Here is a 13,520-nt window from a genome sequence, read left to right on the forward strand (position 1 = left end):
ACACCGCAGGTCCATCTGCCGGCCGAAGACCCTCTCTGGCTCGCGCACTCGCAACGGATGGCCGATCGACCGCGACGGTCCCGGCGCCGCAAGCTATGGGCGGCGGGCACAGCGGGCGCCGTGGGCGCTGGCTCAACTGACCCCGGTGGAGGCTGCGGGGGCGGAAGCAGCTGCGGCGGCGGGGGATGTGGCGGCGGCTGCGGCGGTGGCTGACGTCAACGAATGGCCCAGCTCAACGCCTGCACACCGGCCACGATCTGCGACTCGGTCAGGTTGGCGTAACCGAGCATCAAACCCGGTGGCGCCGTGGCGGGTTCGGCGTAACACGGTGCCAGCGGTTCGACCCTGACGCGCATCGCCGCCGCGCGATCGACGAGTTCTGCGATCGGAAAGCGGTCGGGAAACAGCACCGTCAGGTGTACGCCTGCGGCCGCGCCGAGCACCGTCGCCTCGGGAAGGTATTGGGACAGCGCCTGTAGCAACGTATTTCGCCGCGTCAGATAGCGGCGGCGCATCTGCCGCAGGTGCCTGTCGTAACCCCCGGAGTCCAGGAGTTTGGCGAACGCGATCTGATCCATCACCGAACTGCCGGTGTCGGCGAGTCCTTTGGCGAATCTCACCGCGCTGACGACGTTCGCGGGTAACACCATCCACCCGATGCGTAGGCCGGGCGCCAGGGTCTTGCTCGTCGAGCCGAGGTACACCACGCGATCGGGTGCGATGCCCTGCAGCGCGCCGACCGGTGCACGGTCGTATCGGTACTCGGCGTCGTAGTCGTCCTCGATGACGAGGTGACCTGCCCGGGCCCACTGCATCAGGGCTGCGCGCCGTGCGGGGGACAGCACCACACCCGTCGGCGACTGATGCGCAGGTGTGGTCAGCACCGCGGTGGCATTCGTCGCTGCCAGCGCCTCGATGTCGAGGCCATCGTCGTCGATCCCCACCGGGACCGGATCGATCCCATTGTGTTGCAATACCGTTCGATGAAGCCAGAAGCCGGGATCCTCCATCGCGATCGTGTGATCGGACAGCGCGGAGGCCAGCAGTGCAACGGCCTGGGTCGCACCGGAGCACAGCACGATGTGGTCAGGGTCCGCGAGTACACCGCGGGTACGCCGGAGATAGTCGGCCACCGCGACGCGCGCCGAGCGCAGGCCCTGTGGCGCGACGTATCCGAATGCCTGCGACTCGATTTCGCTCAAGCCCTGCCGCAGCGCACGCAGCCAGGCGTCCCGCGGGAAGCTGCCGAGATCCGGCGATCCGGGCGCGAAGTCGATGTCGAACGGCTTGGTGGGCTCGGCGGCGTCACGCGGCAGAGCGGGGGCGGTGTCGACCGCCGCCACCTGCGTGCCGGACCCATGCCGGCTGAGCAGGAACCCCTCGGCCGTCAACTGGCTGTACGCGTCGACGACAAGCCGGCGTGACACGCCCAGGTCGGCGGCCAGGACCCGGGTCGACGGCAGCCTGGTCGCCGGCGTCAAGCGGCCCGCGCGGATGGCGTCGCGCAGGCCGTTGGCGAGTTGGCGGTGCAGCGGTTCCGGCGCGGCGCGATCGAGCTCGACCAGAAGCTCTGGTCCGGCCGGACCAGGAGTGGTACCCGAAATCTTTCCCAAAGTGGTGCCTATCTTGAGGCCAGTCAGAAGCTAGCGTGAACCTATGACGACCACACCCATCCGCACAAGGACCCGTTACGTCGAGGTCGTACTGGTGGTGTTCGGGTTGTACTCGGTGATCGTCGGGCTCTTCATGCTTGTCGCCCCGGGCACGTTCTTCGACGCGTTGGGCAATTTCGGCAGTCGCAACGACCACTACATCTTCGACAACGCCTCGTTCGAATTCCCGCTCGGCCTGATGCTGCTCGGCGCGCTGCGCTGGCCGTCGTGGCGGGTGCCTGCTCTGGCGTTCGCCACACTGCACTGGGCCCTGCATGCGATCAGCCACATCATCGACCCGCACCACGCCGCGGGTGAGTCGATCGGTTGGCTGGAGGCCGCCGGCTTGGTGGTGACCACCGTGTTCCTCGCATTTGCGTTGCGCGCCAGCCTCGCCGAGGAGAGGAGCTGATGCGGGTACTGGTGGCCGGCGCGACCAGCGTGCCCGGCCGTCCGCTGCTGAAGGAGTTGACCGCCCGCGGCCACGACGTCGTCGGATTGACCAGGGAGCCGTCGAAGACGCCGCAGATCGAGCAGGCGGGTGCCAAGCCGGTGGTGGCCGATGTCTTCGACGCGGACCAGATCGACGCCGTGGTCGCCGAGACCGGACCCGACGTGGTGGTCAGCCTGCTGACCACGCTGCCGAAGCGAGGACCCATGCGGGTCAAGGAATTTGAACCGGCACGCGCTCTGTGGGGCCGCGGCGCGCCGAATCTGGTGGCCGCAGCCCAACGCGCGGGCGTGCGCAGGTTCGTCGCGGAGTCGGTGATCTTCGCGTACGGCTATCCGTCCACCGGCCCCGCGCTGATGGACGAGTCCGACCCCTATCCCGGCCCACCGCCGCCCGGCGGGGAGGCGATGCTCGAGGCGCTGCGCGACATGGAGCAGACCGTGCTGACCTCCGGGGAGCACAGCGACACCGAGGGAATCGTGTTGCGCTATGGCGCTTTCTACGGCCCGGGTGTGCCGCACACCGAATTGTTCACCCGGCTGGTGAAGCTGTGCGCGATGCCGGCGGTGACCGGCACGGGGATCGTGTCGTGGATCCACATCGACGACGTCGCGAGGGCGACGGCCGATGCGGTCGCCAAGGGCCGCGGCGGCCAGATCTACAACATCGTCGACGACCGACCGCAGTCATTCGGCGACTACATCCGCGAGATGGCCGCCGACCTGCACCGGCCGAAGCCGGTGTCCGTGCCGCGACGGCTGTTCGGACTCGTCGCGCCGTATGCGGCAGTGGCGTTCGGCGACACCTGGCTGCCGTTGTCCAACGCGAAAGCCAAGGCGGAACTGGGCTGGGCGCCCGTCACGCGTAGCCCAGCGCTGAGTTCTCGGCCCTGATCCGCACGTTGAGCACCAGCGCGTTGGCGATGCTGAACACGATCGCGGTCAGCCACGCCGAGTGCACCAGCGGCAGTGCCGCCACCTCCGCCGCCACCGCGGTGTAATTAGGGTGGTGCATGAAGCGATAGGGGCCGCGGGTCACCAGCACCGCACCGGGAATGACGATGAGCCTGGGGTTCCAGTGCTTGCCGAGCGAGGCGACACACCACCACCGCAACACGGTGCTGAGCGCCACCACACCGACCATCGGCCAGCCGAGCCACGGCAGGAACGGCCGATGGAATACCGCCACCTCGGCGATGCACGACACCAACAACAGCGCGTGCATGCCGACCATCACCGGATAGTGGCCCCGACCGAATTCCTTGCCGCCGTTGGCAAATGACCAATTGGCGTTGCGCCGCGACACGACCAGCTCGACAAGCCGCTCCGCCGCGATGGCCAGAATGAACAAGTAGTACATGGCGGCTACCAGGCGAGCAGCAGCAGTTCGAAGCTGAAACCCGGTCCCATCGCCAGCATCACACCGAGCGACCCTTCCGGCGGCGACGTCGCAAGCGTGCGATGCAGGACGTCGAGCACCGACGCCGAGGAGAAGTTGCCGTTGTCCCGCATGGATTCCCGGCTGTGTCGAACGGCTTCCGGCGGTAGGTCGACAGCGCGCTCGACCGCGTCGAGCACCTTGGGACCGCCCGGGTGGCAGATCCACGCGTCGATGTCGTCTTTGGTCAGGCCGTGGTCGGCGAGGAAGCTGTTGACTTCGTCGCCGAGATACCGATCGGCCATGTGCGGCACGTCGCGGGACATCACCAGACCGAAGCCGCTCGAGCTGACGTTCCAGCCCATCACGTCGACGGTGTCGGGGAACAGCCGGCTGCGGGTGGCCAGCACGGACGGCCCCGGATACGCCGTGGGCGCCACCGGAACACGGTCGGATCCCGTGACGACGACGGCGGCAGCGCCGTCGCCGAACAGGCACGCCCCGATGAGCGCGGGGATGGACATGTCGTCGCGCTGCAGCGTCAGTGAGCACAGCTCCACCGACAACAGCACCGCGACGTGGCCGGGGAAGCCACGCAGGTAGTCGTGGACGCGGGCCATGCCCGCCGCGCCCGCGACACAGCCGAGCCCGAACAACGGGATGCGCTTGACGTCCGGCCGGAATCCGATCCGCGACGCCAGTCGCGCGTCGATGGTCGGCACCGCGACACCGGTGCTGGACACCATCACGATGGCGTCGACCTCACTCGCGGCGACGTGGGCTGCCTCCAGCGCCGAGCGCACGGCCTGCTCACCCAACTCGACGGCCACCTCGACATATGCCGTGTTGGCCTCGGTGAATCCGGTCAGTTCGGGATAGCGATGCAGCGGCAGCGCCAGGCTGCGGGTCTGCACTCCGCTGGTCTGCGCGAATCGGGCGAACTCCGGCCCGAGGCCGCTGGTCAGTACTCGCGCTACTTCGTCTTGGTCGTAGCGGTGGCTGGTCAATGCAACGGCAGTGCCTGCGATGTGTGGAGCGCCGGTGCGCCGCTCCGCGATGTGCTCCATGGAAAAGGAGTGGGTCGTATCCGTCATACCCACCTATACGGCGCAGCGCGGTAAAAGATTCAAAACAGTGGCTAATAAGTGACGCTAAACACTTCTTTTCTCGAACCGAGCCAATTCAATGCCGACGTCCAGCGTATCCGCAGCTGGGAGCGGATAATTTATTCGCCTGTGAATTCGGGTTTGCGTTTTTCGAACGTCGCTCGAAAACCCTCAGCCAAGTCTTTTGACGGCAGAAAAGCCGAGTTCCGTGCCGCCACGTAGCGCAGGCTCTCCGAGACACGGGCGATGCGTTGCTGATCGAGCACGTCTTTGACGCCGTTGACCACCAGCGGCGGATTGCCGGCAATTTCGGTCGCCGTCGCGTGCGCCGCGGCCAGCGAAGCCTCGGCGTTGGGGTAGACCTCGTTGACCATCCGATCTTCTCGGCGACCGCGTTGATCGCGCCCTGCATCCGCAAGATGGTCTGGTGGAAGTCGGCCCTCGGCCGCGCCGACGCGCCGCCGCCGAGCACCTCGGAGAGCGAACCGCCCATCGCAGGCAGGTCCAACCCGTAACTGAAGTGTTTGCCCGCACCGGTCAGCACGATCGCCCGCACGTCGCGGTTGGCGTCGAGGCTGGCGAACACCTCGGGCATCTCGGCCCAGAACGCCGGTCCCATCGCGTTGCCCTTACCGGGACCGACCAGCGTCACCTGCGCGACGTGGTTCTCGATGTCGACGGTGACGGATTCATACGTTTCGCCCATGAACTCGAGAGGCTAGCCAGTTAGCGGGGCGGCGTTCCCATCAGCACCTCGCTGACCGTTGCCGAGGGCAAGAATTGGCACGCCGCTTCCACGAGCATCTGCCCGACGGATTCGCCGTTGGGCCCGAGCGGATTGTTCTCCTGCGCCAGGATCGCGCGGATGACGGCCAGCCGGGTGGCCTCGTCGAGCTTGTTGAACTCCTCGCACTTCATCGTCAGCGCGTCGGGCGGTGCGGGCACCTCGGGAACGTCGGTGTTGCGCGGGAAGCCGGGGAACGGAATGTCCGGTAGCGGGATGCTGGGCAACCCGGGTATCGACGTCGTCCGCGGCTCTCTCGTGGTGGACGTGATGGGCGGTCCCGGTTCGGTGGTCATCGCCACGGTACCGGGTGTGGTGCGCTCGCAACCGGCGGTCAGGCCGACGGTCACCAGCGCGGCCGCTGCCACCAAAACGTGCGTCCTCATCCCGGCAACGATATGCGGTGGGGCGTCGTAGCGTGAGCTCATGCCTGACGATCTGCGCCCTGGACCCGATTCACCGCCGACCGATGAACTGCGGAGCGCCGAGAAGGCTTTCGCAGTGCTGCAGCACGTGCTGCACGGGCTCGCTAAGGAAGACGAGTCGAAGCAGACGCCGTGCCGCGAATTCAACATCGCGCAACTGACCGACCATCTGTTGAACTCGATCACCGTGATCGGCGGCGCGGCGGGTGCGCAGTTTCCCGAACGGGACAGTTCCGATTCGGTGGAACGTCAGGTGGTGATGGCGGGCCGGCCGGCGCTGGACGCGTGGCACAAGCGTGGCCTCGACGGCACAGTGCCGTTCCAGTCCGGGGAGGCGCCCGCGAAGATCATGGCGGGCATTCTGTCGTTGGAATTCCTGGTGCACGCTTGGGATTACGCGAAAGCGACAGGGCGCGAGGTGGACGCGCCGGATTCGCTTTCGGACTACGTGCTGGGCCTTGCCAAATCGATCATCACGCCCGAAGGCCGGACCAGGGCTGGGTTCGACGACCCGGTCGATGTGGCGATGGACGCCCGCGCGATGGATCGGTTGGTCGCTTACACCGGCCGGCAACCGGACTAGCGCTGCCAGCCTTTGGCGAAGGAAAGGAACGCGTCGTTCTCGTGTGGTGCGGCGACGGTCACGCGCACGCCGTCGTCGCCGTAGGGGCGGACGATCACGCGGGCGTTCGCGCAGTCGGCCGCGAATTCCCGGGCGCGTCCGGGCAACGGCAGCCAGACGAAGTTGGCCTGCGACGGCGGCACGGTGTAGCCGGCGTCGCGCAGTGCGGCCGTGACGCGGGCGCGTTCGGCGACAACGGAGTCGGTGCGAGCAAGCAGTTCGTCTGCGGCGTCCAGGCATGCGATGGCGGCGGCCTGCGAGATGCTGGTCGCGGTGAACGGCACGTAGACCTTGCCGAGCGCGGTGATGATGTCCGGGTCGCCGACCGCGTAGCCGATCCGCAGCCCCGCCAGCCCGTAGGCTTTCGAAAACGTCCGCAGCACAACGACGTTGCTGTGCTTGCGGACCAGTCCGAAGCTGTCGGGCAGCATACCGTCGCGGATGTACTCGACGTAGGCCTCGTCCAGAGCGATCAGGATGTGCGGCGGCACGGCCTCGACGAACCGGGCCAGCTTGTCAGGGTCGACGACGGTGCTGGTCGGGTTGTTCGGATTGCAGACGAAGATCAACCGGGTGCGGTCGGTGATGGCGGCCAGCATCGCGTCGAGGTCGTAGGTGTAGTCGGTCAGCGGCACCTGCACCGGCGTCGCTCCCGCCGTGCGGACCTGCAACGGGTAGATCTCGAAGCTGCGCCAACCGAACAGCACTTCGTCGCCGACGGTTGAGGTGATCTGGATCAACTGCTGGCACAGGCTGACGGATCCGCAGCCGACCGAGACCTGTTCGGGTGCCACGTCGACGTGTTTGGCCAGCCGGTCCCTCAGCTCGACGTACCCGTTGTCCGGGTAGCGGTTGATGTTGTCGGCGGCCTTGTCGATCGCGGCCCGCACGCTGGGCAGCGGACCGTGCACCGTCTCGTTGCTCGCGATCTTGATCGCGCCCGGCACGGTCTTACCCGGGGTGTAGGCGGGCAGGTCGGCGAGTTCGGCGCGAAGGCGGGCGGTCACCTGACCAGTTTATGGGTGGCTTACCTGCGCTTTGCCTTCGCCTGTGGCCCCTGTGTACGCTGTCGGATCGGCGGTAAACGTCAGGAGGCGTGCCAGAGCGGCCGAATGGGGCTCACTGCTAATGAGTTGTCGCCCTCAAAGGCGACCGGAGGTTCAAATCCTCTCGCCTCCGCCGTGGCTGACTGCGTCGGCCGCACAACTGAATAGGTTCGACAACACTGCGCCCGTAGCTCAACGGATAGAGCATCTGACTACGGATCAGAAGGTTAGGGGTTCGAATCCCTTCGGGCGCGCCAACTTTCAGCGGAAAACTGCTGCTGAGCCGCCGCGGGGCCGTGCGCGTCGCGCACCACGGTGGCGACAGTGGACGGAAGCTTTGCGGAGTCACCCAGGACAGGTCATCTGCCCATCGCCAACAAATGCCTGCTCGCCTTACTCGTCTGTAACTCGGTCCGCCACACCTGCCGGTACTGGCTGATCGACTGCTCCGCGATGCCGTCTTCGGCTGCCTCGGCTTCGATCCACAGGTCGAACAACTCGGCCGATGTTGTGGTCGTAGCTTTCGGGCGGCTTACTGGACTGTCAGCAATCCATGCATGTTGGCGTGGTACTTACAGTGGAATGGGTAGGTTCCGGGCGTCGCTGGAGCGGTGAACGTCTCGATGCCGCCACCCCCGGATATCCGGATGTCGAATAGGTTGTTCTCGTCGGCCGTGACGGTGTGGTTCGGGTCGTCCTTATTTACGATGGTCAGCTGCTGGCCGGGTTTGACAGACGACGGCACGGCGAACGCCATGTTGGAAATAACGATCGAACTGGCGGCGTCTTGAGCGCCGGGGGGACTTGGCGCCGATGGGGACGGCACTGCTGGAATTGAGTACTGCGCGTTCGGACTTGCGGGAGTAGGTGAGGGCGGTGACTCGTTTGTTCCGCCGCACGCCAGTAGCACCGCAGCGCAAAGTGGAAATGACCCGATCAGGGCCGCGATGCGTTTCATATCGTCCCTCGCCTTTTCGGTAAGCCAGCGGTGCTAAACACGTCAACCTTCTCGTCGCAGCGGGCGAGAGCTTCATGAGGTGATTGTTGAATCGCTGCTCGATAACAACTCATCGTTAGCAAGTGCTGCGTGAGCCTGTCGTCGGCTTTTGATTGCCGCGAACTCCTGCGACTGCGCAGCGACTCGTTCGTTTTCCACGTGACAAGACAACACGCGACGATGGCGACGAAGATAACGGCTCCCCAGCACAGCGAGGAGATCGGAATATCGAAGCCCGGCGGGTAGTAACTCGCTGTGTACGTCTGCATCGATCCACCTCCGAATCTTCCCCCGCACAATCAATTTCGGTCGAATACCGCCTGAGCGGGGTCGTGCTCGCCCACCGGCGCATAGAGCTGCCATTCCGCAGAAATGCCCTTCAGCACGTGAGTGCCGCGGTCTGCGAACGTGATGCCGGAACCGTTGACCAGATCCTTCACCGTGCGCGACACCAACACCTCGCTGCCGTTGGCCAGAGCGGCAATGCGCGCGCTGATGTGCACGGCGATACCGCCGATGTCGTCACCGCGAACCTCACACTCGCCGGTATGTAATCCGCTTCGGATTTCGATGCCGATCTCCGGCATCCGTTCGACGAGTGTGGTCGCGCACCGGACGGCGCGGGTGGGGCCGTCGAACGTCGCCAGGAACCCGTCGCCGGTGTGTTTGACTGCCCGGCCTTGAAAGCAGCCGAGCGTGTGGCGAGTCAGCTCGTCGTGCCGTCCCAACACCTCACGCCAGCCTCGGTCGCCCAGTTCGGCCGCCTGCCGCGTCGAATCGACGATGTCGGTGAACAACACCGTGGCGAGCACCCGGTCGGGTGGCGGCGCGTGCCGGTGCCCGGTGAGGAACTGCTCGACCTCGCCCGTGATGGACTTGATGTCGCCCACCGCGGGAAGATGGTCGACGCCGTCCAACTCGACCAGCCGTGCGGACGGAATCTGCGCTGCGATCTCGCGGGCGAACTCCACCGGAATCGCCTCGTCCCTGCGGTGCAACACCAGCGTCGGCACGCGCACGTTCGGCAACACGTCCGTGACGTCGACCTGGGTGAGCACGGCTTCGAACGTCAGTCGCGCCATCTTGGGACTCATGCCTGCCCGTTCCAGCGCGCCCATGCCTGCCCGGTATTGCGAGCTGGGCTGCAGGCTGGGCGCCGCCCAGTCGATGGTTTGACCCCCACCCCACCGGTCGAGCGTCGGCCGAATCGTGTTCATCAACCTGATCCACTTCGCTCGGCCCGGCGAACCGTCGTCGGCGCCGGAGCCGCTGACGTAGGTGCCGTAGAGGACCAAGGCCTGCACCTTCTCCGGGTACGTCGCGGCGAACAGCATCGCGATCGGACCGCCCTCACTGAAGCCGAACAGCGCCGCACGCTGACTGTCCGCGGCATCCATCACCGCGCGCAAGTCGTCGATGCGGCTTTCGAGCGTAGGCACGCGGTCTATCGGATCCGACAATCCCGTCCCGAGCTTGTCGTAGAGGATCACGCGGGAGAAGGACGCGAAGTCCCCGATGAACGACGCCCATCCCGGGTGATGCCAGAGCATGTCGACGTGGGAGAACCAGCCCGGAACCACCACCAGATCGATCGGTCCGTCGCCGACGACCTGAAAGGCGAGGTCTCCCCCCGGGCCCTTTGCGTACTGCGTCCGCGGCAACTGGGCCATCGATCGTCAGTATCCCACCCACCACGCTGAACAGGGCGTTTCTGACAATTTGGCAACGGTGTAACCCTCGCCGCTATCTGTTGGCATGACGCTGAACCAGTTCACCGCCACGCGCGCGTCCGGCGCCGTGGTGCTCATCCGGCTCTACGTCGGCCTGATCTTCGCCGGCGAAGGGGTACTCAAGTTCCTGCGGCCCGACGCACTCGGTCCCGGGCGATTCATCAAGGCAGGCATCCCGGGCGGCACGTTCTTCGCCTATCTGGATGGCATCGCCGAAATCGGCTGCGGCGCAATGATTCTTGCCGGTCTGCTGACACGGCTCGCGACGCTGCCGATGATTGTTGACATGCTGGGCGCGCTTGGAATCACCAAAGTGCCGTTGCTGTGGGGCCACGCTCCGCTGTATCCGAAGGAAGGCGGCTTCTGGGACTTCTTCCATGAGGGCCGCCTCGAAATCGCCATGCTGTGCGGCAGCGTTTTCCTGCTCATTGTCGGTGCTGGGACATATTCGTTCGACGCCAGGATGAACGCCGACCGCATCCCTGCCGTAGCCACGTAAGTGATCCGCAGCGAGCGTGAGGAGCGCCGTCCGCACCCTGTGGCGGGGCTTCAACCCGTGACGGGTGCGGTGTACGCGGATTGGGATGCGGTCTACCGCGACAACGTCACCTGGGTCTACCGGTTGATGTACGGCAAGGTCGGCAACCAGCCAGACGCCGAGGACCTGACCGCGGAAGTCTTCATGACGGCCCTGAAGCCGCTGCGGGTTTCGGCGACCGTCCCCGAGGTGCGCAAGTATCTTCGGATGACGGCTCGCACGGTGCTGGCGTCGTATTGGGGCGAACGGATGGGCAAGCCGGTGACGTCGATAGAGGAGGATGTTCCCGAGGCCGCCGAGCCGGAGTTGATCGCCAGCGATGCGCCCGACAAAGTCCGTCGGTTGCTGCAGCGGCTCCCGGAAAACTACCGCAAAATACTGGAATTGCGCTTCCTACAGGCCTTTTCGGTTCGAGAGGCCGCTAGTCAAATGGGGGTGACGGTCTCGAACGCCAAGGTGTTGCAATACCGCGCGCTGCGGATGGCGGCGCAGCACGGTGAGGAGGCGACGTCGTGAGCAACCGCACCGTACGCCGATTCATCGAGGGGTTGCTACGCGGACAACGCACCCAGCACGCTCGCCCCGATGACTTCGAAGCCGAGCAGATGAGGACCGCGATCGAGTTGCGGGCCGCACGGTTGGGCAGTGATGCGCCCCGTGAGGAGTTCGTCACCGATCTGCATCGCCGGCTGGCCGCCGAAATGGCAGAAGAGCAAACGGCCGTCGACCATCCGCGGTGGGCTCTGCGGCGCCGCGAGGTGGTGATCGGCGGTTCCGTGGCCGCGGCGTCGGCGGCGGCAGGATTAGTGGTCGGCCGCAACCTGTTGGCGCCGACCGTCACGGAACAGGCGACGCCGCAGGCTCAAGGTGAGCTGCAGCCCAATGCGGGAGCGTGGCAGGCCGTCGGCGAGACCGGCGATCTTCCCGAGGGTGGCGCGCTGGCCTTCGACCTCGGCGTGGTCAACGGCTTCGTTCACCGCACCGACGCCAGGCTGGAAGCGGTATCCGGCGTCTGCACGCATCAGGGCTGCAAGCTGTGGCTGGACGCGCCCGATAGCCGGTTGCGTTGCCCATGTCACTCGACGTCGTTCTCGCTGGAGGGCGCGACCCTCACGCACCAGTTGCCGGTCGCGCCGCCACCGCTGCCGAAATTCCAGGTGCGCGAAAACAACGGCATGATCGAGGTTTTCGCGCCGACGAAGCCCGCCTGACCGCATACGGTGTCGCCATGACCGACACCCCATGGGAGCCTCCGCTCGCGGACACCGAGGTGGAACACCTCATCGGTGCGCTCGAGCGGTTGCGCATGACATTCCGGTGGAAGACCGACGACCTGGATGCATGCGGCCTTGCAGCGCGCATCGGGGCTTCGGGGCTCAGTCTCGGCGGCCTGCTCAAGCACATGGCGATCAACGAGGATTACATGTTCGCCCAGAAATTGAAGGGCGACCCGCTCGGCGAACCGTGGGAGTCGTCGTGGGACGGCACCAACGACTGGGAATTCACCTCCGCCGCAGGCGATACGCCCGACCATCTCTACGAGTTGTGGGACGACGCGGTGGCACGGTCCCGCGCGAGGCTCGACGCGGCACTGGCCGGCGGCGGGCTCGATCAACGGGTTCATCTCACAGCCCCCACCGGAGAGCACGCGAGCCTGCGCAGGCTGTTGTGCGATCTGATCGAGGAGTACGGCCGCCACACCGGCCACGCGGATCTGCTGCGCGAGGCGGTCGACGGCCGGGTCGGGGAGGATCCCCCGCCGGGATGGCGCCCGGTGTCGAACCGATAAGTTGAGGGTCGTGCGACTGCTGCTGATCGCCGATACCCATGTCCCCAAGAAGGCCCGCGATCTGCCCGCACAGGTATGGCGGGAGGTCGACGCGGCCGACGTCGTGGTGCATGCCGGTGACTGGGTAGAACCGTCGCTGCTCGACCAACTCGAAGCAAGGGCAGAGCGGCTGGTGGCGTGCTGGGGCAACAACGACGGCGCGGAGCTGCGCAGTCGGCTGCCGGAACGCGCCGATGCGACGCTCGGTGGGCTGCGGTTCACCGTCGTGCACGAGACCGGCGCCGCCACCGGGCGCGAGGCGCGGATGGCCAAGGAGTACCCCGACAGCGACGTGCTGGTGTTCGGGCACAGCCACATCCCCTGGGACACCACCGCCAAGACCGGTCTCCGGTTGCTCAACCCGGGTTCGCCGACCGACCGACGGCGCCAACCGTTCTGCACCTACATGACGGCGACGGTCGACAACGCCGCCCTTTCAAATGTCGTGCTGCACAACGTGGAGCGCCGTGGCTGACCGCAATGCCCGCACCGCCGACGTGCACGAAATCGCCGCTTCCATGCCGCACGTCACCCGGATCGAAGGCCCGAAGGGAAATGCGATCTATCAGGTGGGCGGCAAGTCGTTCGTCTTCTTCCGCACTCCGCAGCCTGACGCCGCCGATCCCGACACCGGCGAGCGGTACGCCGACGTCATCATGATCTGGGTGGCGTCCGAAAGCGACAAACTCGCGCTTATCCAGGATCCGGACTCGCCGTTCTTCAGCACCGACCGGTTCGACGATCACCCGTCAGTTCTGGTGCGCGCCAAGGACTTACGCAAGATCAGCAGAGCCGAGCTGACCGAGCTGATACAGGATGCCTGGCTGTCGCGGGCATCGAAGCGCCGCGCCGACCGGTGGCTGGCCGAGCAGGACGGCTAGCGATTATTTCTTAGAGTTTTCTTCGGTTCGGCACTCGAGTTTCCTTAAAGGTCGAACATATGTTCGAGTCATGGGTGGGGATG

At 66.0% G+C, this 13,520-nt stretch carries 17 protein-coding genes, 2 tRNA genes and 1 pseudogene; 11 read left to right on the top strand and 9 right to left on the bottom strand.

All coding sequences use genetic code 11. The features are described 5' to 3' along the window. Nucleotides 1-215: 215 nt before the first annotated feature. Nucleotides 216-1,613 carry a PLP-dependent aminotransferase family protein gene (locus tag A5724_RS09855; protein WP_232004763.1) on the bottom strand — a complete coding sequence of 466 codons (1,398 nt, stop codon included), beginning with the start codon at nucleotides 1,611-1,613 and terminating at the stop codon, nucleotides 216-218. Between the two features lie 43 nt (nucleotides 1,614-1,656). On the opposite strand from A5724_RS09855, the gene A5724_RS09860 reads away from it, so the two are divergent. Both A5724_RS09860 and A5724_RS09865 read left to right on the top strand, forming a co-directional pair. Next, nucleotides 1,657-2,064, top strand: coding sequence for a hypothetical protein (locus A5724_RS09860; RefSeq protein WP_067800056.1), 408 nt, complete (start codon nucleotides 1,657-1,659; stop codon nucleotides 2,062-2,064). Then, complete coding sequence (locus tag A5724_RS09865; RefSeq protein WP_067800060.1) at nucleotides 2,064-2,996, top strand: NAD(P)-dependent oxidoreductase; 933 nt, start codon at nucleotides 2,064-2,066, stop codon at nucleotides 2,994-2,996. Before A5724_RS09860 ends, A5724_RS09865 begins: the two co-directional genes overlap by 1 nt. Here A5724_RS09865 and A5724_RS09870 read toward each other — a convergent pair. From A5724_RS09870 to A5724_RS09885, 4 genes and pseudogenes are all read right to left on the bottom strand, one after another. After that, the gene (locus A5724_RS09870) at nucleotides 2,962-3,462 is read right to left on the bottom strand and encodes an isoprenylcysteine carboxyl methyltransferase family protein (RefSeq protein ID WP_067800062.1); all 501 of its coding nucleotides are present in this window, start codon (nucleotides 3,460-3,462) and stop codon (nucleotides 2,962-2,964) included. The genes A5724_RS09865 and A5724_RS09870 overlap by 35 nt on opposite strands. Before the next feature lie 5 nt (nucleotides 3,463-3,467). Then, nucleotides 3,468-4,574: a type III polyketide synthase gene (locus A5724_RS09875; protein WP_082964946.1), complete on the bottom strand. Its 1,107-nt coding sequence runs from the start codon at nucleotides 4,572-4,574 to the stop codon at nucleotides 3,468-3,470. 131 nt (nucleotides 4,575-4,705) lie between these two features. Next, nucleotides 4,706-5,292, bottom strand: a pseudogene (locus tag A5724_RS09880) (enoyl-CoA hydratase-related protein). 20 nt (nucleotides 5,293-5,312) lie between these two features. Further along, a complete protein-coding gene (locus A5724_RS09885) occupies nucleotides 5,313-5,756 on the bottom strand; it encodes a hypothetical protein (protein ID WP_067800065.1) in 444 nt (147 codons plus the stop codon). A 40-nt stretch (nucleotides 5,757-5,796) separates the two neighbouring features. Between A5724_RS09885 and A5724_RS09890 the strand changes: the two genes are divergently transcribed. Next, complete coding sequence (locus A5724_RS09890) at nucleotides 5,797-6,378, top strand: TIGR03086 family metal-binding protein (protein ID WP_067800069.1); 582 nt, start codon at nucleotides 5,797-5,799, stop codon at nucleotides 6,376-6,378. Here A5724_RS09890 and hisC read toward each other — a convergent pair. After that, complete coding sequence (hisC, locus tag A5724_RS09895) at nucleotides 6,375-7,424, bottom strand: histidinol-phosphate transaminase (protein WP_067800072.1); 1,050 nt, start codon at nucleotides 7,422-7,424, stop codon at nucleotides 6,375-6,377. The two genes, A5724_RS09890 and hisC, sit on opposite strands and share 4 nt — an antisense overlap. A gap of 83 nt (nucleotides 7,425-7,507) precedes the next feature. Between hisC and A5724_RS09900 the strand changes: the two genes are divergently transcribed. Together A5724_RS09900 and A5724_RS09905 are read left to right on the top strand one after the other, a co-directional pair. Then, nucleotides 7,508-7,596, top strand: a tRNA-Ser gene (locus A5724_RS09900). Between the two features lie 48 nt (nucleotides 7,597-7,644). Then, nucleotides 7,645-7,720, top strand: a tRNA-Arg gene (locus A5724_RS09905). 102 nt (nucleotides 7,721-7,822) lie between these two features. Here the strand turns inward: A5724_RS09905 and A5724_RS33670 are convergent. The 3 genes from A5724_RS33670 to A5724_RS09915 form a co-directional block, all read right to left on the bottom strand. Further along, a complete protein-coding gene (locus A5724_RS33670; RefSeq protein WP_156752212.1) occupies nucleotides 7,823-7,960 on the bottom strand; it encodes a hypothetical protein in 138 nt (45 codons plus the stop codon). A gap of 35 nt (nucleotides 7,961-7,995) precedes the next feature. Then, the gene (locus A5724_RS34920) at nucleotides 7,996-8,421 is read right to left on the bottom strand and encodes a cupredoxin domain-containing protein (RefSeq protein ID WP_067800075.1); all 426 of its coding nucleotides are present in this window, start codon (nucleotides 8,419-8,421) and stop codon (nucleotides 7,996-7,998) included. A 338-nt stretch (nucleotides 8,422-8,759) separates the two neighbouring features. After that, nucleotides 8,760-10,130 (bottom strand): adenylate/guanylate cyclase domain-containing protein, encoded by a 1,371-nt coding sequence (locus A5724_RS09915; RefSeq protein ID WP_067800079.1) that lies wholly within the window; start codon nucleotides 10,128-10,130, stop codon nucleotides 8,760-8,762. An 85-nt stretch (nucleotides 10,131-10,215) separates the two neighbouring features. Between A5724_RS09915 and A5724_RS09920 the strand changes: the two genes are divergently transcribed. The 6 genes from A5724_RS09920 to A5724_RS09945 are packed head-to-tail and all read left to right on the top strand — an operon-like array spanning nucleotide 10,216 to nucleotide 13,437. Beyond that, nucleotides 10,216-10,689, top strand: a complete 474-nt coding sequence (locus A5724_RS09920; protein WP_067800082.1) for a DoxX family protein — start codon at nucleotides 10,216-10,218, stop codon at nucleotides 10,687-10,689. 57 nt (nucleotides 10,690-10,746) lie between these two features. Further along, on the top strand, nucleotides 10,747-11,244 hold the full coding sequence (locus tag A5724_RS09925) for an RNA polymerase sigma factor (protein ID WP_082964947.1): 498 nt from the start codon (nucleotides 10,747-10,749) through the stop codon (nucleotides 11,242-11,244). Beyond that, nucleotides 11,241-11,939: a Rieske (2Fe-2S) protein gene (locus A5724_RS09930; protein ID WP_067800084.1), complete on the top strand. Its 699-nt coding sequence runs from the start codon at nucleotides 11,241-11,243 to the stop codon at nucleotides 11,937-11,939. The genes A5724_RS09925 and A5724_RS09930 overlap by 4 nt, the downstream gene beginning before the upstream one ends. 17 nt (nucleotides 11,940-11,956) lie before the next feature. Continuing rightward, nucleotides 11,957-12,517 carry a DUF664 domain-containing protein gene (locus tag A5724_RS09935; protein ID WP_067800087.1) on the top strand — a complete coding sequence of 187 codons (561 nt, stop codon included), beginning with the start codon at nucleotides 11,957-11,959 and terminating at the stop codon, nucleotides 12,515-12,517. 10 nt (nucleotides 12,518-12,527) lie between these two features. After that, entirely contained in the window at nucleotides 12,528-13,031 is a 504-nt protein-coding gene (locus A5724_RS09940) for a metallophosphoesterase (protein WP_067800091.1), read from the top strand. Then, nucleotides 13,024-13,437: an MmcQ/YjbR family DNA-binding protein gene (locus A5724_RS09945; RefSeq protein WP_067800094.1), complete on the top strand. Its 414-nt coding sequence runs from the start codon at nucleotides 13,024-13,026 to the stop codon at nucleotides 13,435-13,437. The genes A5724_RS09940 and A5724_RS09945 overlap by 8 nt, the downstream gene beginning before the upstream one ends. The last annotated feature ends 83 nt before the right edge of the window (nucleotides 13,438-13,520 follow it).

This window comes from Mycobacterium sp. ACS1612 (genome assembly GCF_001667505.1).
In the GTDB taxonomy this organism is placed as follows: domain Bacteria; phylum Actinomycetota; class Actinomycetes; order Mycobacteriales; family Mycobacteriaceae; genus Mycobacterium.